The following is a 20,081-nucleotide window of genomic DNA, read 5'->3' as shown; positions in this document are numbered from 1 at the left end:
CGGTCAGGAGGCAGCGTCCAGCAGGGCGCTCCGCAGCCGGGTGGGGTCCACGCGCCAGTAGGTGTGGACTCGGCCCTCGATGAGCACGACGGGGATCTCCTCCACGTACTTCTCGTAGAGCTCCGCATCCTGCAAAATGTCGCGCTCCTCGACGCCGACCTCGGGCTCACCGTCCGGCAGGTCGGCGATCACGCCGCGGATGACCTCCCTCGCGTCGTCGCAGAGGTGGCAGCCCGGTTTGCCGATGAGGGTCACGGAGACGGTGGACACGTCCCCACTCTAAGCACACGACAGGTCAACCGCCGAGCACAGCAAAAAGCGCCGGGCCGATCGGACCGACGCTTGAGCTGCAGGCCGGAGGCCTACTTCTTGTTGCGACGCTGGTGGCGCGTCTTGCGAAGAAGCTTGCGGTGCTTCTTCTTCGCCATACGCTTGCGACGCTTCTTGATAACGGAACCCACGTGGACCTCACAAAGAATCAGGGGCATGCCGCGGGGCGCGCGGCGACACGAAGTGACAGTCTACCCGACGTCACGCCAAGTCCGCGACGCCGCCCTCGTGGACGGCGGCCGTCTGCAGCAGGTGCTCGACCGCGGACTCCGGAACGCGGAACGAGCGCCCGAAGCGGATGGCCGGCAGCTCGCCCGCGTGGACCATGCGATAGACGGTCATGCGGGAGACGCGCATCATGTCGGCCACCTCGGCGACCGTCAAGAAGCGCACATCCTTCAGATCGTGTGCCATCGTGTCCCTTTCCTGACCGCCATGGTACCCGGACGGGTCAGTCCCTGCGCCACTTCTTCGGCGTCACGCGCTCGGTCGCCGACGAGACGCGGTGCCGGGTGTCGGCGAGCACCTTGCCGACCGAGCTCGCGAAGTCGCGAGTCTCCTGCGCCAGCCGGACGCTGAGCTCCAGGTCGTCGTCGGATGCCGTGAACGGAATGATCCAGTCCTCGACCGACTCCAGGGGGCGGGAGTCGAGGCGGTAGTAGCGGTGCTGGCCCTCCTCGCGCACGGCCACCAGTCCCGCCTCGCGCAGCACTTTGAGGTGCTTGGACACGGTCGGCTGGCTGAGTTCGAGGGTCGCCACGATCTCCGAGACGGATATATCGCCTGCGGCATGCGTCGCATCCGAACTGCGGTCGAGAAGCACGCGCAGGATCTCGCGCCGCGTCGGGTCGGCGATCACGTCGAAGATGTCGGCCATGTTCCCCAGGCTAGTCATTCCCCCGGCGCAGTACCATGTCCGAAGCCCGCCCCCGAACAGGAAACGACGGGAAGGACGCGACATGAGCACCACTCGGGCGGTCCGTGGCGGCACCCTGGCGTCCGTCGGACCGGTCCGCGCCGCCGTCAACGGCTTCGCGGCGCGCAGCCCTTCCCGGTTCGCGATCGTCGTGTTCGCAGCGCTGATCCTGGTCTTCACGCTGCTGTTCTCGCTGCCCATCTCCTCCGCCGACGGGACGTGGACGCCGCTCGCGGACTCGCTGTTCACCGCGATGTCGGTCATCTGCGTCACCGGGCTCTCGACGGTCGACATGGCGACGCACTGGTCCTACTTCGGGCACATCCTCGTCTATCTCGGCGTGCAGATCGGCGCGGTCGGCGTGCTGACGATGGCCTCCATCCTGGGCCTGATCGTCTCGCGCAAGCTCGGCCTGCGCGCCAAGCTGATGGCCGCCAGCGACAGCAACCCGCTGCGCGTGCACGCCGGGCCGGTCGCCGAGGGCCAGGCCGTCCGGCTGGGCGAGGTCGGCAAGCTGCTGACCACAGTGGCGCTGAGCATGGTCGTCATCGAGGCGGGCGTCGCGCTGCTGCTCTTCCCGCGGATGCTGATCGCCGGCATCGACGTCGGCACGGCCGCCTGGGAGTCGTTCTACTACTCCGCCATGGCGTTCACGAACACCGGCTTCACGCCCAACGCCGAGGGCATCGACGCCTTCGCGACCGACTACTGGTTCCTGTCGGCGCTGATGGTCGGCGTGTTCCTCGGCGCGATCGGCTTCCCGGTCATCCTGGCCATCGCATCCAATCTCCGGAAGAAGCGGCGCAAGTGGTCCATCCACGTCAAGCTGACGCTCCTGACCTCCGTGATCCTGCTGGTCGCGGGCGCTGCGCTGTACATCATCCTCGAATACGACAACCCGAAGACGTTCGGGCAGCTGGATGCCGGGCACACCGTCTTCCAGTCGTTCTTCCTCTCGACCATGGCCAGATCGGGAGGCTTCTCGACCATCCCGATCGACGACCTGCACGGGTCGAGCCTGCTCGTCACCGACATGCTCATGTTCATCGGCGGCGGGTCCGCATCCACTGCGGGCGGCATCAAGGTGACGACGCTGGCCGTCCTCTTCCTGGCCGCTTTCGCCGAGGCCCGAGGAGTGGATTCGATGGACGCGTTCCGCCGCCGCATCCCGATCGACGTGCTGCGGCTGTCTGTCGCGGTCGCCCTGTGGGGTGCGACCATCGTGGCGGTCTCGACCATCCTCATCCTGCAGATCACGAAGGCGCCGCTGGATCACGTGCTGTTCGACGTCATCTCCGGCTTCGCCACCTGCGGCCTGTCGACCGGTCTGACCGCCAAGCTCCCGGATGCCGGCATCTACATCATGGCCGCCACGATGTTCTGCGGACGCGTTGGTACAGTGACACTCGCCGCCGCCCTGGCGCAGAGCCAGCGCCGGCAGCTCTACACGAACCCCGAGGAGAGGCCGCTCGTTGGTTGACCGGATCAAGCACAACGCGCCCGTCCTCATCATCGGCCTCGGCCGCTTCGGTGCGGCGACCGCCGGGGAGCTCGACCGGCTCGGGCGCGAGGTGCTCGCCATCGACACGGACGCCGGACTCGTGCAGAAGTGGGCGGATCGAGTGACGCACGCGGTTCAGGCGGATGCGCGGTCCATCGAGGGACTCCGGCAGATCGGCGCGGAGGACTTCTCCATCGCCGTCGTCGCCGTCGGGTCGTCGATCGAGTCCAGCGTCCTCATCACGGCCAACCTCGTCGACCTGAAGGTGCCGCAGATCTGGGCGAAGGCGATCTCGCGGTCGCACGGCACCATCCTGGAGCGGATCGGCGCCAACCACGTCATCTACCCGGAGGCGGAGGCCGGCGAGCGCGTCGCCCACCTGGTCTCGGGGCGGATGCTCGACTTCATCGAGTTCGACGACGACTTCGCGCTGGTCAAGATGTACCCGCCGAAGCCGATCCGCGGCCTGCCCCTCGGCCAGTCGGGCGTGCGCTCGAAGCACAACATCACGGTCGTCGGCGTCAAGCCGCCAGGCCGCCCCTTCACCTACGCGACGGCCGACACCGTCGTCACCGACCACGACCTCGTCATCGTCTCCGGCGCCTCCGCCGACATCGAGCGCTTCGCCGCCCTCGAGTCCTGACGGCGCGTCTTCGGTCAGCCGGCGGCCAGTTCGCGGGCGCGGGCCAGGGCGGCGTCGGTGGCTCGGGCGAAGAGGGCCGGGAGGTCGGCGTCGGTGAGGACGGCGATGGCGCGCTCGGTGGTGCCGTTGGGGCTCGTGACGCGGCGGCGGAGCTCGGCCGGGTCCTCGCCGGAGGAGACGAGCAGCTGGGAGGCGCCGAGGAAGGTGCCGTTGACGAGCGTCGCCGCCTGCTCGGGGGTGAAGCCCTTCTGCACGGCGGCCTCGGTCAGCGCCTCCATCAGGAGGAACACGTAGGCGGGGCCGGAGCCGGAGATCGTGCTCAGCGCATCCAGCTGCGACTCGGGCACCTCGACGACCTCGCCGACGGTCTCGAACAGGGCGCGCACCACGTCCAGGTCGGACGGATCGGTGCGCGACCCGGCCGAAACCCCCGTCACGGCCTGGCCGACCACGGCGGGCGTGTTCGGCATCGCGCGGACGACCGACACGGAGTCGGGCAGCAGCGACTCCATTGTCGCCGCGGTCACGCCGGCGGCGACGCTGACGACGACCGTTTCCGGCGCCAGCGAATCGGCGATCTCGGCGAGCAGGTCGCGCACCATGGCCGGCTTCACCGCCACGAGGACCACCTGCGCGCCGTCCACGGCCAGCCGGTTCGCGTCGGCCTCGGTCTCGGTCGCGTACGCCGTGACACCCGGCGTGCCGGCGAGCTCCGCCGCCTTCGCCTCCGACCGGTTGGTGACCCGGATGCCCGCCACCTGCACCCCGGGCGCCAGCAGGCCGCTCAGGATGGCGCGGCCCATCGAGCCCGCCCCGAGCATCGCGATCGTCGGAAGTGTCAACCTCTGCGCGTCGTCCATGGCTCCATCCTAGGATTGGGGCCATGAGCGCATCAGGTGGGACCAGAGCCATCGTGGCCGCGTTCGCGGCCAACCTCGGAATCGCCCTGACCAAGTTCATCGCCTGGTTCTTCTCCGGGTCGTCGTCGATGCTGGCGGAGGGCGTCCACTCGCTCGCCGACTCCGGCAACCAGCTCCTCCTGCTCCTCGGCGGTCGCCAGTCCCGCCGGAAGGCCGACCGCGAGCACCCGTTCGGCTACGGCCGCGAGCGCTACGTGTACGCGTTCGTCGTGTCGATCATCCTGTTCTCGGTCGGCGGCGTGTTCTCGATCTACGAGGGCGTCGAGAAGCTCACCCACCCGCACCCGCTCGAGAACGCGTGGCTGCCCATCCTCGTGCTGCTGATCGCCATCGCGCTGGAGTCGTTCTCGCTGCGCACCGCCGTGCACGAGTCGCGCCCGCATAAAAAGGGGATGACGTGGCCGCAGTTCGTCCGCCGCGCCAAGGCCCCCGAGCTCCCGGTCGTGCTGCTGGAGGATGTGGCCGCCCTCACGGGTCTGGTGTTCGCCCTCTTCGGCGTGGGGCTGACGATCATCACCGGCAACAGCGTCTGGGACGGCATCGGGACGGTGCTGATCGGTGCCCTGCTGGTGACCGTCGCGATCATCCTGGGCATGGAGACGAAGAGCCTGCTCGTCGGCGAGGGCGCGAGCGACCAGGACCTGGCAGCGATCGAGCAGGCCGTGACATCGGGCGACGACGTCGAGCGCATCATCCACATGAAGACGCTGTACCTCGGGCCGGACGAGCTCATGGTCGCCGCGAAACTCGCCTTCTCGGGTGAGCACAGGCTGGCCGACGTCGCCGCCGCGATCGACGACGTCGAGCGCCGCATCCGCGAGGCCGTGCCCGCCGCTCGCGTGATCTACATCGAACCGGACGTCTGGGTCGACCCCAACGACCGGGCGCCCGCCACCGACACCATCGTCATCAAAGGACTCGAGTGACCCGCACCGCCGTCATCCTGCAGCACGACCCCACCATCCACCTCGGCAACATCGGCCCCGTCCTCGTCGAACACGGCTACGAGCTGCGGATCGTGGATGCGAGCAGCGAGGACGTGACGGCGATCGACCCGGCGGAGGCCGACCTGGTGGTCGTGCTCGGCGGCGAGATGGGCGCGTATCAGACGGACGAGTTCCCCTTCCTGCAGGCCGAGAGGGACCTGCTCCGCGCGCGGCTGGAGGCGGAGCGTCCGACCCTCGGCGTCTGCCTGGGCGCCCAGCTGATGGCCGGGGCCCTCGGGCAGCGCGTGTACCGCGGTGACACCACCCAGATCGGTTACCGCCGGGTGGAGCCGACGGAGGCGGGCGCGGACTCCCCCATCCGCCACTTCGACGGCGTCCCGGTGGTGGAGTGGCACGGCGACACGTTCGAGCTGCCGGAGGAGGCGACTCTGCTCGCGTCGTCCAGCGACTACTCGAACGAGGCGTTCGCGATCGGCGACTTCGCGCTCGCGGTGCAGTTCCACCCCGAGGTCACCGACGAGATGCACGAGGCGTGGGTCGCGGACGGGTACAACGAGCTGGACGAGCTGGCGATCGACCCGGAGGCACTTCGCCGCGACCGCGAGCTGCACTCGGCCCGGATGCAGGAGGCGTCACGCGCGGCCTTCTCGGAGTGGCTCAGCAGCCTGAAGAAGTAAGCGCTGCCTCAGCGCTTCGCGCGGAAGAAATCGAGCAGCACCTCGCCGCATTCCTCCGCGAGCACCCCCGCGTACACCTGCACCTGATGGTTGAGCCGCCGGTCGCGCAGCACGTCGTAGACCGACCCGCCGGCGCCGGCCTTCTCATCCCACGCGCCGAACACGACGGTCGGGACGCGCGCCGCGAGCACCGCCCCAGCACACATCACGCAGGGCTCGAGCGTCACGACGAGCGTGCATCCCTCGAGGTGCCAGTCGTCACGCGTAGCCGCCGCTTCCCGCAGGGCCAGCACCTCGGCGTGCGCGGTGGGATCGTGCCGCAGCTCGCGCTCGTTGCGGCCGCGGCCGATGACGCGGCCCGCCTCGTCGAGCACCAGCGCGGCGACCGGCACGTCGCCGGTGTCGAACGCCCGGCGGGCGTCGTCGAGCGCGGCGCGCATCCACTGCTCGTACGAGCTGGGCACGGTCAGGCTCACGGGGGCTCCTCCGGGATGTTTCGGCTAGCCTTGAGCCTATGCGAGTGCACGTTGCGGACCACCCCCTCATCACCCACAAGCTGACGGTGCTCCGCGACGCGTCGACCCCGTCGCCGGTGTTCCGCCAGCTCACGGAAGAGCTCGTGACCCTGCTCGCCTACGAGGCCACGCGCGGTGTGCGCGTCGAGCCGGTCGAGATCCAGACTCCCGTCACGAAGACGACCGGCGTCGCGCTGAGCGAGCCGCGTCCGCTGGTGGTCCCCATCCTGCGCGCCGGGCTCGGCATGCTCGAGGGGATGGTGCGGCTGATGCCGACCGCCGAGGTCGGGTTCCTCGGCATGGTGCGCAACGAGGAGACGCTGGAGCCGACGACGTACGCCGAGCGCCTGCCGATGGACCTCTCCGACCGGCAGTGCTTCGTGCTCGACCCGATGCTCGCCACCGGCGGTTCGCTCGGGGCGGCCATCGACTTCCTGTTCCAGCGCAACGCGGTGGATGTGACCGCTATCTGCCTGCTCGCCGCCCCCGAGGGCCTGGAGGCGCTGGAGAAGGCGACCGAGGGCCGCAACGTGACCATCGTTCTCGGCTCGCTGGACGAGCGGCTCAACGAGAACGGCTACATCGTGCCGGGTCTCGGCGACGCCGGCGACCGCCTCTACGGCACCGTGTAGCGGCCCGCAATATTACGTAACCATTTGACACGTCGAGTCATGATCGGTTTTACTTTCCTGCATGACTGACAACGCGCGTACCCTGACCTCCTTCGAGGCCCTTGGGAATGCCGGCATGATGATGGCCGGCCGCGACGCAGTCATGTGTTGCCGAATGTGCCGCTGATCTGACGACCATTCGCCGAGCAGCCGCCCTCCGACCCGATCCGGTCGTGACCTGGCGAACGCTCCCCGGGATCGCCGCAACCAGGCTCCCGCGCATCAGCCCTCTCTGACAGGGCACAACACGACACTCCCCGCGAGTCCCCGCACCTCCGTCGCATCGGCGGAGCATCGTCGCACACCGGGACGCGGAACATCATCATCGAAGGACTTGATCCCCATGTCTCTGGCCACCATCGACACCACCTACGCCCGCACCGCCACCGTCTCGCCGGTCTCCCCGGTCCGTCCGGCCCCCGCCGCCGCGCCGGCCGCCAACGCACCGGCCCCCACCGACTCCGCTCCGCGCATCCGCGCCGTCCCGGAGGGCACCGAGGCCCGCGGCTTCGTGCTCTACGTCGGCATCGACGAGGCGAAGGCCCTCGCAGACGGCACCGACCTCGGCCGCATCGTGGAGGCGCTGAAGCGCCTGACCGCCGAGATCGCCCCCTCCGCCGAGACGTACGCCGCGGTCGCTCTGGCCCCGGCCGGCGCCGGCGGACGCGACGTGGATGTGGTCCGCCTCGCCCTGCAGGACCCGTCGGCGGTCGCCAAGCACCGCCAGGCCGTCACGGTCGACGAGGACGAGGACCGCGCCGCCTCCGGTGTCGTCGTCGACATCTCGCGCAAGCGCCTGGTGCTCGACAACCAGACCGTCGCGCTGACGTACAAGGAGTTCGAGCTCCTCCAGTACCTGGTGCTGCGCGAGGGCCGGACGATCGAGCGCTCCGAGCTGATCAGCTCGCTGTGGAGCGACGCCGACGAGGACGAGGTGCCGAACGAGCGCACCATCGACGTCCACGTACGCCGCCTGCGCTCCAAGCTGGCCCGCTACGAGGACATCGTGCGCACGGTCCGCGGTGTCGGCTACCGCTTCGACCGCCACGCCGACGTCTCCATCCGCTACGCCAGCGCCCCCTCCCCCGACCTCTTCTGACGGGGGAGGCGGCGCCCGCCCGGTATCAGGCGGTGCGCTGGTAGGTGCGGAAGGCCGAGGTGGCCCACGCTGCCATCACGACCGCAAGCGCAACCAGCAGCCCGGCGTGGAACCAGAGGTCGGACCAGTCGGGATGGGCGCTCAGCGCCTGGCGGCCCACGATCACGGCCCACTCGAACGGGTTGTACGCGGCGACGTTCTGCACCCACTCCGGCGACAGCTTCGTGTTCATGATCGCCGAGCTGAGGAACATCAGCGGCAGCGTGATCAGCTGCGAGATTCCGATGAGCGCGGTCTGCTCGCGGGCCAGCAGCGCGACCGCGTTCGACAGCGAGCAGAACACCGCGGTCAGCAGCACCACTCCGAGAAGGAGCAGGAGGATGCCGACCACCCCGCCCTCGAAGCGCGCGCCCGCCCAGAACGCGATCCCGACCACCACGAGCGACTGGGCGACCGCGAGGATGGACTGGTACACCAGCGTCGACACGATCATCGCCGCGCGATTGGTCGGCGAGGTGAGGAACCGATCCATCACGCCGCGGTCCATGTCCTGGATGTAGACGGTCCCCGACCACGCGCTCCCGAACAGCGCGAGCATCATGACGACCCCCGGAGTCAGGTACTCGAGGTAGCTCTGCCCGACCCCGAAGCCGGGGATCTCGATGACCGACTTGAACAGCTGCCCGAACAGCAGCAGCCAGATCACCGGCTGCACCAGGTTCATGACGAGGAACGCCGGCATCCGCCATGCCGCCCGCAGCTGACGCCCGGTCAGCAGCAGGGTGTGGGTGACGAAGGTGGGCCCGGTCCGGCGGAGCGGACGGGACGGGGCGAGCGTTGCGGCGGTCATGATGCATCCTCCAGGACGAACTCGGCGGACTCCTGCGCCCGCGTGAAGGTGCGGCCGGTGTGCCGCAGGTAGACGTCGTCCAGGCTCGGCCGGGCGACCGTGGCGGAGGCGACCGCGACGCCGGCAGCCTCGAGCGCCGCGAGGGCGAGCGGGAGGGTGGATGCGCCCACGTCCGCTCGGGCGCGCAGGGTGCGGCCGTCGCCGCCCACCTCGCGCAGCGCATCCACCCGTTCCAGGGCCGAGAGCCCGGCGAGTGGATCGGCGTCCCCGGCCAGCTCGACGACGATGGCGTCGCCGCGGAGGCCGTTCTTCAGCTCCTCCGGCGTGCCGCCGGCGACGATGCGGCCGTGGTCGACGATCGCGAGCCGGTCGGCGAGGCGGTCAGCCTCGTCCAGGTAGTGCGTGGTCAGCAGCACGGTCAGGTTCTCGGCCGCCGTCATCCGCTCGAGCTCCAGCCAGAGCTCCGCGCGCGCCTCCGGGTCGAGACCGGTGGTCGGCTCGTCGAGGAAGAGCACCTGCGGCCGGTGCATGAGGCCGATCGCCACATCCAGCTTGCGGGCCATGCCGCCGGAATAGGTCTTCACCTGCCGCCGGGCGTGGTCGGTGAGGCCGAAGCGGTCGAGCAGCTCGCGGGCGCGCGCCGCCGCCTCCCGACCGGACATGCCTTGCAGCCGCCCGGCCAGCACGAGGTTCTCGACCCCGGTGTCGGACGGGTCGGAGACCGGCTTCTGGGCGACGTACCCGATGGCCCGGCGCACGCGGGCGGGATGGCGGATGACGTCGATCCCGGCCACGGATGCCGACCCGGAGTCGGGCCGGGCGAGGGTCGACAGGATCTTCATCGTGGTCGACTTGCCGGCGCCGTTCGGGCCGAGCAGGCCGAACACCGTCCCGGTCTCGACCTCGAAGCCGAGGTCGTCGAGCGCGCGGACGGCGGGCTTGCCCCTCCCGCCGCTGTAGGTCTTCACGAGGTGGGCGGCGGCGAGCGCCGGCCCGGTTGCGGATGCCATGGTGGCTTTCCTCTCTGATCTGATGGTCAGCCACCGCAACGGGATATCCTGGAAGGAGCCCTCGGTGACTGTTGACGCAGGTTCCGGATGGAACGACTGAAGGTGTGGATGGCCGGAGAGTTGCCGCTCTCCGGCCATCGTTCTGTCTACGCGCGGTACAGGGCGGCCGCCTCCTCCCCGAAGAAGCCGACGGCGATGCGCTCGGTCAGCTCCTCCATCCCGACGCCTTCGGCGAGCAGCCGGTGCAGCTCCTCCCAGCCGTCGAAGCCGCCGATCGAGCGGTCGCGGATGCGCGCGGCCAGATCGGCGACGAACGTGCGCTCGGCCTCCAGGATCGCGACGCGGTAGTCGGACTCGATCATGAACAGTTCCGGAAGCCCCTGGGCCTGTTCGTGCAGCGTGCGCCGTGCGGCGAGGTCTTCGTCGATCCGGTCGCGCCGGCTCTCGAGCAGGTCGGCGGCGACCTGCGGCGGCAGCATCGGCAGGAGCGACAGGCCGGTTTCGATCGCCGGGTACTCCTTCACCGGCACCTCGATGAGCTCGCGGAGCCACTCCTCCGCCTCGACGCGCCCGGCGTCGGTGATCGCGTACACGACCCGCTCGGGCCGGTTGCCCTCGCGCTCGGTCTGCGCGACCTCGATGAAGCCGTGCTTCTCGAGCGACTTGATGACCGCGTAGAGGGAGCCGAAGTTGAGGCGGATGCTGTCCTCCTTGCCCCGCTCGCGCATGGTCGTCGTCATCTCGTACGGGTACATCGGGCGCTCCCAGAGGCAGGCGAGCACGGCCAGGGCCAGCGGGTTGGATACGGCGCGCTTGGGCATGGTCACCTCCACTCGAGATCAATTACTCTGAGTAGAGTATTCGCTTTCGAGTGATCTTGTCCAGCGTCACGCCGGATAGGCGCGGTAGAAGAGGGTCTGCAGCGGGATGTCCGCGGGCGACGGTCCGTACTCCACCTCGAGGCGGCGCGCGAGCTCGCGGATGAGCGCCTGCAGGTCGGCCCCGCGCCGGCGCAGCTGGTCCGCCACCGGGTTGCCCAGCAGCAGGCCATCCGCGAAGACCGACCAGGAGACGACCCTCGACCGGTGCGGCAGCACATCCACCCGGATGCGGCCGAACCCCGCCGCCTGGGCGGCGTCGCGCAGGTAGCCCACATCGCTCAGCCCGAATGGAACCTGGTAGAACGCCGGCGGATCGTCGGGGAACGTCTCGACGATCAGGCGGTGGGTGATGGCGGCGAACCGGTTCTTCGCATGGCTGTCCCACACCGAGAAGTGGAAGACGCCGCCCGGCGCGAGCACGCGACGGGCTTCACGAAGACCCGCGCCCAGGTCAGGCAGGAACATCACGCCGAACTGGCACGCGACCACGTCGAAGCTGCCGTCATGGAAGTGCAGGTGCTGGGCGTCGGCGACGTCGATGCGGGTCGACGCGGGCACTTTCTTGTGCGCGAGGTGGAGCATCGCCTCGTTGAGGTCGGTGAGGACGAGCTCCGCCCGCGGGCTGTAGCGCGCGATCGCGGCAGAAGAGATGCCGGTGCCGGCGGCGGTCTCGAGGATTCGGCCCGGCTCGGTCTCGGCCACCGCGCGCCCGAGCACGTCGGCATAGTGCTCGAACAGCACCGGCCCGAGGTTCGAGTCGTAGTGCGCCGGGATGTCGCCCCGGAAGGCCGCGGAGTCCTCGCTCACGCGATGAGGGTACCTCTCAGCGGACCGCTTGGCAGGACAGAGAAGATTCGCAGAAAAAATAACGACTTGATAACTAGATGCCGTTACCTCTTCGTTATATAGTTCAAGAGCAATGGTTGTTTGCTGTGGCAGCCATCGCGGAATGTGATTGCAGGACACTCTTGGTGCAAGGGAGAGGGCCGGTCGCTAGCCTCTGCGACCGGCCCTCGATCTTTGCCCGGGGCCCTCTCCATCCGCCTCGCGCCCGTGGTGACACGGATGTCGACGTACCCTCATGATGAGAAGATGCGAATGCATCGAGCATGAGGAGGAGAGCCATGGCCGAGACCGCGACGCAGAGCTCACCCGGCCGGTCCCGCATCAGCGCGGTGGCGGCGTGGGAGTCGCTGTTCCGCGCGCAGGTCGCCGTCATGCGCACGCTGGCGGCGGAGTTCCCGACGCGGGACATCTCGTTCAACGAGTACGACGTCCTCTTCAACCTCTCGCGGCAGCCGAACCGTGAGCTGCGGCTCCGGGATCTCAACAAGCACGTGCTCCTCACCCAGCCCAGCGTCAGCAGGCTCGTCGACCGCCTGGTCGCCCGCGGCCTCGTCGCGAAGGAGCCGGAGCCGTCGGACGCCCGCGGCACCGTCATCCGCCTGACCGACACGGGGTTCGAGATGTTCCGCCGCGTCGCGGTCGATCACATGAAGACGATCAACGCGCGCGTCGGCGGACGGCTGACCACCGAGGAGCTCGAGACGCTCGCCCAGCTCTGCGACAAGCTGCGCGAGACCTCCTGAGGAAACCGTCCACAGGCCCGGAGGCGTTCGTTCTCTCCACAACCTGAGCGTCGACCTCCCGGAGCCGTCACGACCGACGCGTATCATTGCCGCCACGGAAGAACGGTCTCGACGAGGGAGAACTGGACGCATGAGATGGGGATGGGCTCCTGCCCTCGCGGGATTCGTCGCGCTGAGCGGTCTGGCCGGCGTGCTCGCAGCGGCTGCGGTCACACCGGCGGTCGCGCTGACCGGCTCGGCGGCCGACTCCACCATCAGCGTCTTCGACGGACTGCCCGAGTACATCAAGGTCGAGCCGCTGGCCCAGGCTTCCACGATGTACGCGCTGAGCAACGGGAAGCAGGTGCCGATCGCGACCTTCTACTCGCAGAACCGCATCGAGGTCGGCTGGGACGGCATCTCCCAGAACCTGAAAGACGCGGCCGTCGCGACCGAGGATCCGCGCTTCTACGAGCACGGCGGCGTCGACGTCTCCGGCACCCTGCGCGGCGCCGTCCTCACGGCGCTGCACAAGTCGGTGCAGGGCGGTTCGTCCATCACCCAGCAGTACGTCAAGAACATCCTCGTGCAGCGCTGTGAGAACAAGCAGCCCGACCCGACGGCGACCGATGCGGTGCAGAAGAAGCAGCTGACCGCGTACGAGGCCTGCTACAACGACGCCACGAAGGTCGACCCGTCCCGCAAGCTCAAAGAGATGCGGTACGCGATCGGGCTCGAGAAGGAGTACTCGAAGAACGACATCCTGCAGAGCTACCTGAACATCGCCCTGTTCGGCGGTCGCGTCTACGGCGTGCAGTCGGCGGCGGAGTACTACTTCGGCGTCGGAGCGAAGGATGTGAACCTGCAGCAGGCGGCGACGCTGATCGCCATCCTGAACAACCCGGACAACCTGCGTATCGACAAGCCTGACAGTAAGGAGAACGGCGCGGCCAACGGGTACAAAGAGACCCTCGACCGCCGCAACTACGTGCTCGACCGGATGCTCGCCAACGGCAAGATCACCAAGGAGGAGCACGACGCCGCGCGTGCGACGAAGGTCGAGCCGAAGATCACCGCGTCGCAGAACGGCTGCATGTCGGCCCAGCAGTACAACGCGGCGTTCTTCTGCGACTACGTCGAGCGCGTGATCGAGCAGGACCCGATCTTCGGCAAGACCGGCGACGACCGCTCCAACTTCCTCACGCGCGGCGGCCTCAAGATCTACACGACGCTGAACCTCGACCTGCAGTCGCAGGCCCAAGCTGCTGTCAGCGCCTATATCCCGCCGGCCGATCCCCGCCTCGATGTCGGATCGTCCAACGTCTCCGTCGAAGTCGGCAGTGGCCGGGTGGTGACTATGGTCCAGAACCGGCCGTACGACAACACCGCGGCCCCGGCTCCGTCCACGACGGCGGTCAACTACAACACCGACTACGCCTATGGAGCCTCGGAGGGCTTCCAGACCGGGTCGGCGTACAAGGTGTTCGACCTGCTCGAGTGGCTTAACGAGGGGCACTCGCTCTACCAGTCCGTCAACGGCACGCAGCATGTGTTTCCGCAGACCTCGTTCCACTCGAGCGACCCCTGCAACGACATCGGCGGTGCGCCGTGGAACGTCTCGAACGATGAAGGCGAGTCCGTCACCTCCACGACGGTCATGAACGCGACCGCGCAGTCGATCAACACGATCTTCGCCAAGATGGCGACCTCGCTCGACCTCTGCGGCATCAAGCAGCGCGCTCAGGACCTGCTGGTGCACGGGGCCGACGAGCAGACCAATCCATACAGGGCGAACCCGTCGTCGGTGCTCGGCACGAACTACATCGCGCCTCTGACCATGGCGACCGCGTACGCCGGCCTCGCCAACAACGGCGTGGCGTGCAGCCCGATCGCGATCGACAAGATCGTGAACGCCGACGGCAGCGCGCACGCCGTTCCGAAGTCGCAGTGCTCGACCACGCCGATCGACCCCCAGGTGGCTGCGGCCGCGATCTACGCCCTCCAGGGTGTGCTCCGCGGCGGCGGTACGGCAGCCTCCGCAAACCCGGGCGACGGCATCCCGGTCTTCGGCAAGACGGGTACGACAGACAACTCGGTCGAGAACTGGCTCGTGACCTCGACTACGAAGGTCGCCCAGGCTACCTGGGTGGGCAATGTCGAGGGCGGCGTCGCGCTCCGCAGCGTCAGCTTCCAGGGCGTCGGCGGCGGCAACGTCAAGTTCGCCATCGCGAAGCGGGTCATGACGGCGCTGAACGCCGCGTACGGGGGCTCGGCCTTCCCGTCGCCGGCCGGCAAGTACACGACCGCTCCGCCTGCGCCGAAGCCGACGAAACCCACCGCGCCCAGCGCCCCGGCGGCGCCCGCGCCCGCGCCCGGGGCTGGTGCGGGTGGCAACGGGAACGGCGGCAATCCTCCGGGGAAGAAGCCCTAGAGACGACTAGTCATCCGGCGCGATATTCGGACTAGTGTTATCGCGTGGGCCGCACTCCAGATCCGAATCGCAAGCCGGAGCTCCTCGCGCGCATCATGGACCATGTCGCGACCGAGCCGCTCTCGCGCATGACGTTCCGCAGCCTGGCGAGCGCCCTCGGGGTCAGCACCTACTCGTTCGTCTACCACTTCGGGTCGCGTCAGGAGATGATCGACGCCATCCTCGAAGAGGGAGTGCGCCAGCAGTCCGAGTCGCTGGTCGGCGTGGATGTGACCGCATTCGACCGCAATCAGTTCCGCGACTGGTACAAGGAGGCCTTCCGTCACTCGCTCCGCGAGAACAACCGGACGGCCCTGCGCCTGCAGTTCGAGGCGGGCGCCTTGGAGCCGATCGACCCCGACATCGGACAGCGCGTCACCGTCGCCTTCACGCAGTGGCGCGACACCGTGAAGTCCTGGCTCAAGGAGCAGGGCATCGAGACGCGCCGCGCGGGGGTGCTCGCGCACTGGCTGGTCGACTCCGCCGCCGGCCTGCACTTCGGTTTCCTGATCAGCGGCGACCGCAACGGCACCGTGCAGGCGTTCGACGTCTTCCTGACGGCGTTCCTCCGCGAGGCGTTCGGCGACTGAGCGTCAGTTCTGGTCGCGCTCGGCGACGGTCTTCACGCCGGCGAGCATCTGAGCCCAGTTCGCCTGCGCGTGCTCGGCGGCCTCCCGGGTGGGATTGTTGTCCTGGTCGAGGGTGATGCGCGTGCCGCCCGGGATGGCATCCAACTCGAACCGGAGCGTGTGGTAGTTGTCGGGCACGTCCGGCTGACCGCTCAGCGGGCTGAAGTGCGTCAGCACGATGCGCCAGGGCTCCTCGCGGTTCTCGAGCTCGATGACGCGGCCGTGATCCTCGAACGTCTTGCCCTGCCACTCGCCGCGCCAGGCGATCCTCGAACCGACCCGCCAGTCCGAGACGACCTCCGCCCCGAACATGATCTCCGGCCGTGCGCCGTTCGAGGTCAGCACCTTCCAGACCGTGCTGCGCGGGGCCGTCACGTCGATCTCCGCACGCGCCACGTACTCGCCCATATCGCCTCCCGGTTCGTGCCGCCTATCCCACACCTCTCGGGAGCGACGGCGCAAGACCGGCGCGGCGCACGTCAGCCTCGCGCGAGGACGACCGCCTCCCAGGGCCGCAGCACGCCACGGGCGGCGGCCGAGCCGTCGAGGTTCGAGAGCACGGGCTCCGCGTCCGACCATCCGGGCAGCTCTGCGGGGTCGAACGTCGCCTCGTCGCCGGTCAGGTTCGCGAGCACGAGCAACGCCTCGTCACCGAGCATCCGGGTGTACGCGAAGATCTGCGGATGCTCCGGCAGCACCAGCGTGTAGTCGCCGCGCGCCACGACCTCCGACCGGTGCCGCAGGTCGATCAGGGCGCGGTAGTGCGCGAACACGGAGTCGTCGTCGGCGACCTCCGCCTCGGCGTTGATCTCTCTCGCGTTCGGGTTGGCCGCGATCCACGGCGTCCCGGTCGTGAACCCGGCGTTCGGGCCGGCGGTCCACTGCATCGGCGTACGGGCGTTGTCGCGGCTGGTCCGCCGCAGGGCCGCCAGCACGACCTCCGAGGGGGCGCCCAGGATGTCGACCGCTTCGGCGTAGTGGTTGAGCGACTCGATGTCGCGGAAGTCGTCGATGGACGCGAACGGCACGTTCGTCATCCCGAGCTCCTCGCCCTGGTAGACGTAGGGCGTGCCGCGCATCAGGTGCAGGACCGTCCCGAGCGCCTTGGCGGACACCACCCGGTGCTCGCCGTCGTCGCCGAACCGGCTGACGACCCGCGGCTGGTCGTGGTTGTTCCAGTACAGGCTGTTCCAGCCCACCTCCGCGAGACCCTCCTGCCACTTCGACAGGTTGCGCTTCAGGTCCAGTACCGAGGCGGGACGGTGGTCCCACTTGCCGCCGGGGCCGTGGTCGAGGTCGACGTGCTCGAACTGGAACACCATGTCCAGCTCGCCGTTCGCCGGGTCGGTGAAGCGCCGCGCCTGCTCGACGTCGACGCCCGGCATCTCGCCGACCGTGAGGTAGCGGTCGCCGCGGCCGAGGAACACCCGCTGGTGCATCTCGTGCAGGAACTCGTGGATGCGCGGCCCCTGACCGAAGTACGGGTACGCGTTCCCGTACAGCGCGCCCTCGGGCACCTCGCCGTCGGGCAGGTCGGTCACCTTCGAGATGAAGTTGATGACGTCCATCCGGAACCCGTCGACCCCACGGTCGAGCCACCAGTTCATCATGTCGTAGACGGCCTCGCGCACCTCCGGGTTCTCCCAGTTGAGGTCGGGCTGCTTCCGGGAGAACAGGTGGAGGTAGTACTCGCCGGTCTGCGGGTCGAGCTGCCAGGCGGGACCGGAGAAGAAGGAGCCCCAGTTGTTCGGCTCGGCGCCGTGCTCGCCGGGCTGGTGGCCGGCCCGCGCCGGGCGCCACCAGTACCAGTCGCGCTTGGGGTTGTCGGTCGAGGATGCCGACTCGATGAACCACGGGTGCTCATCGGAGGTGTGGTTGACCACGAGGTCCATGACGAGCTTCATCCCGCGCGCGTGCAGGCCGTCGAGCAGTTCGTCGAAGTCCTCGAAGGTGCCGAACAGCGGGTCGATCGCGCGGTAGTCGCTGATGTCGTAGCCGTTGTCGTCATGCGGCGAGGCGTAGATCGGGGACAGCCAGACCACATCGACGCCGAGCGTCTTGAGGTAGTCGAGGTGCTCGATCACGCCGCGCAGGTCGCCGATGCCGTCGCCGTCGCTGTCGGCGAAGCTCCGCGGGTAGACCTGATAGACGACCGCCGACTGCCACCACTTGTCGTTCACGCGCCCACCCTACCCGGGGAGCGGCACCCGCCGTCCCGTCCGCGCCGACTCGCGGGCGGCCAACGCGACCGTGAGGGCCTCGACCGCCGCGGCCACGGGCGCGCGCGCCGGCTCGGCGCCGCGCTCGGCGCACTCCAGGAAGTAGCGGGCCTGCGCCACGAAGGCCTCCCAGGCGGCCGTCTCTGCCGTGTCCACCCCGGCGTCCCCGACGACCTCGAGCGTGGAACGGAACGGAACGCCGGCGGGCAGGTCGGAGGCATGCAGCAGCTGCGCGACACCGCCGTCGGCGTACTCGATGGTGGTGGCGACCGGGGCACCGAAGCCCTCGCCGCGCAGCGGGACGCTCGTCACCGCGACCGCGCGTCCGAGGTGGGCGTTCGCCTGGTCGATGTCGTGGATGGCGAAGTCGACGAGCATCCCGCCGGAACGCTCCTCGTCCTCCAGCCAGTCGTAGCCGACGGGCGCGTCCGAGATCCGGGAGGCGCGCACGACCCGTGGGCGGCCGACCGACCCGGCGGCGACGCGGGAGGCGAGCGCGGCGTAGCCGGGGAAGAACCGGACGACGTGCGCGACCATGAGGGTCCCGGGTGCGCGGGATGCCGCAGCGGCGACCCGGTGCGCGTCGTCGACGGTCAGCGCGATCGGCTTCTCCAGCAGCACGTGACGCCCGGCGTCGAGCGCCTCGATCGCCAGCGGGGCGTGCGACGGCGTCGGCGTGCAGATGGACACGATCGTGACGTCCGGATCGGCGAGCGCCTCCGCCAGGGAGGTCGCCCAGCGGGCGTCCGGCGCATCCCGGAGTTCGGGGCGGCGGCGCGGGGAGACGGCCCAGCGCACCGGAACGCCGAGCCGCGCCCAGGCCGTCGCGTGCGCCTCACCCATCCGGCCCGCGCCGACGACCGCGACGCCGTGCGCGGTCATCGCACGACGAGGTCGACGCGCGACGGGTCGAACAGGGCGTCGAGGATGAGCCGACCGGCGCCGCGGATGCCCGCGTTCTCCTTCGCCGCGCTCACCGCGATGTCGAGCTGGTCGGTGATCATCGGCAGGCAGTCGGAGTAGATCGCCGACCGCACACCGGCGACGAACGCCTCCGCCTCGCCCAGGATGCCGCCGAGCACGAGCCGCTGCGGGTTGAAGAAGTTCATGATCGTCGCCAGCACGCCGCCGGTGCGGAGACCCGCCTCCCGCAGCTCCTGCGTCGCACGGGGATGCGCGTCGCGGGCCAGCGCCAGCACCTCGCGCGTGTCGGCGACGTCGACGCCGGAGGACCGCAGGGCCTGCACGATCGCGGCGCCCCCGGCGACCGCGTCCAGGCAGCCGATCCGCCCGCAGGAGCAGAGGACGGCAGGCGCGCCGGGGACCGTGACGTGGCTGATGTCGCCGGCCATGCCATGGAAGCCGTGATAGACGCCGCCGAAGGCGATGATGCCGCAGCCGATGCTCGACCCCGCCTTGACGAACACCAGCTCGCCGACCTCCGCGCCCCCTGCCGCGAGGGTGTCGTACTCCCCCAGGGCCATCAGGTTGGCGTCGTTGTCCGCGGCGGCCGGGAGGCCGGTGATCCGGGTGAGCTCGGCGGCGACGTCGACCCCGTTCCATCCAGGCATGCGCGAGGGTGACACCATGCGGCCGGAGGTCGAGTCGACCGGGCCGGGCAAGCCGATCCCGAAGCCGCGGAGTGTCTGTCCGGGCTGCGCGTGCTCGGCCGTCAGCTCGGCGGCGATCTCGGCGATCCAGCCGAGCACGGCGCCGGGGCCGGTGCCGATGTCCATCGGCTCGTTCCGGGAGGCGAGGAGGCGGCCGCCGAGGTCGATGAGTCCGAACGTGGCGTGGTGCGAACCGAGGTCTGCGGCGCAGACGACACCCGTGGACGCATCCACTTCGAGGGCCCGCGGGCGGCGTCCGCCGTGCGAGACGCCCGCGCCGGCCTCGCGGAGATAGCCCGCCGCGATCAGAGCGTCCACCCGCTGCGAGACGGTCGAGGGCGAGAGGCCGGTGCTGCGCGCAATGTCGGCGCGCGACCGGGAGCGGCCGGAGCGCACGAGGTCGAGGATGCCACCGGGTGTACCGGGACCGGCGTGGACCGGCGTCCCTTCGACCGTGCTCGGCCCCATCGTGCTCACCATCGGCGCGTCCCCTCGTTTCGTCGAGAATACTGTACCGAGTTCGTTCGATATCGCATTAACTAATTTCGATATTGCGGTTATCGGGGGTTACTTAGTACGCTCATCGAAACCTGCCCGACAACGACGCGAGGAACCACCGATGACA

Annotated in this window: 22 protein-coding genes; 9 read left to right on the top strand and 13 right to left on the bottom strand. The window is 69.3% G+C overall.

Annotated elements, in window-relative coordinates; translation table 11 throughout:
- Nucleotides 1-3 precede the first annotated feature (3 nt).
- The 3 genes from A0130_12885 to A0130_12875 all read right to left on the bottom strand — a co-directional run bounded on the left by A0130_12885 (nucleotide 4) and on the right by A0130_12875 (nucleotide 1,207).
- Nucleotides 4-270 (bottom strand): thioredoxin, encoded by a 267-nt coding sequence (locus A0130_12885; protein ID ANF32450.1) that lies wholly within the window; start codon nucleotides 268-270, stop codon nucleotides 4-6.
- A 261-nt stretch (nucleotides 271-531) separates the two neighbouring features.
- Nucleotides 532-744 (bottom strand): AlpA family transcriptional regulator, encoded by a 213-nt coding sequence (locus A0130_12880; protein ID ANF32449.1) that lies wholly within the window; start codon nucleotides 742-744, stop codon nucleotides 532-534.
- A 37-nt stretch (nucleotides 745-781) separates the two neighbouring features.
- On the bottom strand, nucleotides 782-1,207 hold the full coding sequence (locus A0130_12875) for a transcriptional regulator (protein ANF32448.1): 426 nt from the start codon (nucleotides 1,205-1,207) through the stop codon (nucleotides 782-784).
- Between the two features lie 82 nt (nucleotides 1,208-1,289).
- On the opposite strand from A0130_12875, the gene A0130_12870 reads away from it, so the two are divergent.
- Complete coding sequence (locus tag A0130_12870) at nucleotides 1,290-2,726, top strand: potassium transporter Trk (protein ID ANF32447.1); 1,437 nt, start codon at nucleotides 1,290-1,292, stop codon at nucleotides 2,724-2,726.
- Nucleotides 2,719-3,390: a potassium transporter gene (locus tag A0130_12865; GenBank protein ID ANF32446.1), complete on the top strand. Its 672-nt coding sequence runs from the start codon at nucleotides 2,719-2,721 to the stop codon at nucleotides 3,388-3,390. The genes A0130_12870 and A0130_12865 overlap by 8 nt, the downstream gene beginning before the upstream one ends.
- Before the next feature lie 14 nt (nucleotides 3,391-3,404).
- Here A0130_12865 and A0130_12860 read toward each other — a convergent pair whose 3' ends face one another.
- The gene (locus tag A0130_12860; GenBank protein ANF32445.1) at nucleotides 3,405-4,250 is read right to left on the bottom strand and encodes a pyrroline-5-carboxylate reductase; all 846 of its coding nucleotides are present in this window, start codon (nucleotides 4,248-4,250) and stop codon (nucleotides 3,405-3,407) included.
- A gap of 23 nt (nucleotides 4,251-4,273) precedes the next feature.
- On the opposite strand from A0130_12860, the gene A0130_12855 reads away from it, so the two are divergent.
- Both A0130_12855 and A0130_12850 read left to right on the top strand, forming a co-directional pair.
- The gene (locus A0130_12855; protein ID ANF32444.1) at nucleotides 4,274-5,236 is read left to right on the top strand and encodes a cation diffusion facilitator family transporter; all 963 of its coding nucleotides are present in this window, start codon (nucleotides 4,274-4,276) and stop codon (nucleotides 5,234-5,236) included.
- Nucleotides 5,233-5,934, top strand: coding sequence for a hypothetical protein (locus tag A0130_12850; GenBank protein ANF32443.1), 702 nt, complete (start codon nucleotides 5,233-5,235; stop codon nucleotides 5,932-5,934). Before A0130_12855 ends, A0130_12850 begins: the two co-directional genes overlap by 4 nt.
- Nucleotides 5,935-5,942: 8 nt before the next feature.
- On the opposite strand, the gene A0130_12845 is transcribed toward A0130_12850, so the two are convergent.
- Complete coding sequence (locus A0130_12845) at nucleotides 5,943-6,410, bottom strand: tRNA-specific adenosine deaminase (GenBank protein ANF32442.1); 468 nt, start codon at nucleotides 6,408-6,410, stop codon at nucleotides 5,943-5,945.
- A gap of 38 nt (nucleotides 6,411-6,448) precedes the next feature.
- On the opposite strand from A0130_12845, the gene A0130_12840 reads away from it, so the two are divergent.
- Nucleotides 6,449-7,081, top strand: a complete 633-nt coding sequence (locus A0130_12840) for a uracil phosphoribosyltransferase (protein ID ANF32441.1) — start codon at nucleotides 6,449-6,451, stop codon at nucleotides 7,079-7,081.
- Between the two features lie 382 nt (nucleotides 7,082-7,463).
- Entirely contained in the window at nucleotides 7,464-8,219 is a 756-nt protein-coding gene (locus A0130_12835; protein ID ANF32440.1) for a transcriptional regulator, read from the top strand.
- A 25-nt stretch (nucleotides 8,220-8,244) separates the two neighbouring features.
- Here A0130_12835 and A0130_12830 read toward each other — a convergent pair whose 3' ends face one another.
- The 4 genes from A0130_12830 to A0130_12815 form a co-directional block, all read right to left on the bottom strand.
- On the bottom strand, nucleotides 8,245-9,069 hold the full coding sequence (locus tag A0130_12830) for a multidrug ABC transporter permease (protein ID ANF32439.1): 825 nt from the start codon (nucleotides 9,067-9,069) through the stop codon (nucleotides 8,245-8,247).
- Complete coding sequence (locus A0130_12825; GenBank protein ANF32438.1) at nucleotides 9,066-10,079, bottom strand: ABC transporter; 1,014 nt, start codon at nucleotides 10,077-10,079, stop codon at nucleotides 9,066-9,068. The genes A0130_12830 and A0130_12825 overlap by 4 nt, the downstream gene beginning before the upstream one ends.
- A gap of 146 nt (nucleotides 10,080-10,225) precedes the next feature.
- Nucleotides 10,226-10,900: a PadR family transcriptional regulator gene (locus A0130_12820; GenBank protein ID ANF33436.1), complete on the bottom strand. Its 675-nt coding sequence runs from the start codon at nucleotides 10,898-10,900 to the stop codon at nucleotides 10,226-10,228.
- Between the two features lie 66 nt (nucleotides 10,901-10,966).
- Entirely contained in the window at nucleotides 10,967-11,767 is an 801-nt protein-coding gene (locus A0130_12815) for a hypothetical protein (protein ANF32437.1), read from the bottom strand.
- A 317-nt stretch (nucleotides 11,768-12,084) separates the two neighbouring features.
- On the opposite strand from A0130_12815, the gene A0130_12810 reads away from it, so the two are divergent.
- The 3 genes from A0130_12810 to A0130_12800 all read left to right on the top strand — a co-directional run bounded on the left by A0130_12810 (nucleotide 12,085) and on the right by A0130_12800 (nucleotide 15,588).
- Nucleotides 12,085-12,549 (top strand): transcriptional regulator, encoded by a 465-nt coding sequence (locus A0130_12810; protein ID ANF32436.1) that lies wholly within the window; start codon nucleotides 12,085-12,087, stop codon nucleotides 12,547-12,549.
- Nucleotides 12,550-12,679: 130 nt separating this feature from the next.
- A complete protein-coding gene (locus tag A0130_12805; protein ID ANF32435.1) occupies nucleotides 12,680-14,959 on the top strand; it encodes a penicillin-binding protein in 2,280 nt (759 codons plus the stop codon).
- A 44-nt stretch (nucleotides 14,960-15,003) separates the two neighbouring features.
- Nucleotides 15,004-15,588 (top strand): TetR family transcriptional regulator, encoded by a 585-nt coding sequence (locus A0130_12800; GenBank protein ANF32434.1) that lies wholly within the window; start codon nucleotides 15,004-15,006, stop codon nucleotides 15,586-15,588.
- 3 nt (nucleotides 15,589-15,591) lie between these two features.
- Here A0130_12800 and A0130_12795 read toward each other — a convergent pair whose 3' ends face one another.
- From A0130_12795 to A0130_12780, 4 genes are all read right to left on the bottom strand, one after another.
- The gene (locus A0130_12795; protein ID ANF32433.1) at nucleotides 15,592-16,035 is read right to left on the bottom strand and encodes an ATPase; all 444 of its coding nucleotides are present in this window, start codon (nucleotides 16,033-16,035) and stop codon (nucleotides 15,592-15,594) included.
- Between the two features lie 71 nt (nucleotides 16,036-16,106).
- Nucleotides 16,107-17,807 (bottom strand): glucohydrolase, encoded by a 1,701-nt coding sequence (locus A0130_12790; GenBank protein ANF32432.1) that lies wholly within the window; start codon nucleotides 17,805-17,807, stop codon nucleotides 16,107-16,109.
- A 9-nt stretch (nucleotides 17,808-17,816) separates the two neighbouring features.
- Entirely contained in the window at nucleotides 17,817-18,728 is a 912-nt protein-coding gene (locus A0130_12785; protein ID ANF32431.1) for a hypothetical protein, read from the bottom strand.
- The gene (locus A0130_12780) at nucleotides 18,725-19,924 is read right to left on the bottom strand and encodes a transcriptional regulator (protein ANF33435.1); all 1,200 of its coding nucleotides are present in this window, start codon (nucleotides 19,922-19,924) and stop codon (nucleotides 18,725-18,727) included. The genes A0130_12785 and A0130_12780 overlap by 4 nt, the downstream gene beginning before the upstream one ends.
- Nucleotides 19,925-20,081: the final 157 nt, after the last annotated feature.

This window comes from Leifsonia xyli, assembly GCA_001647635.1.
Taxonomy (GTDB): Bacteria; Actinomycetota; Actinomycetes; order Actinomycetales; family Microbacteriaceae; genus Leifsonia; species Leifsonia xyli_A.
The sequence above is the reverse complement of the archived record's forward strand: the minus strand, read 5'-3'. Positions and strand labels throughout refer to the sequence as shown.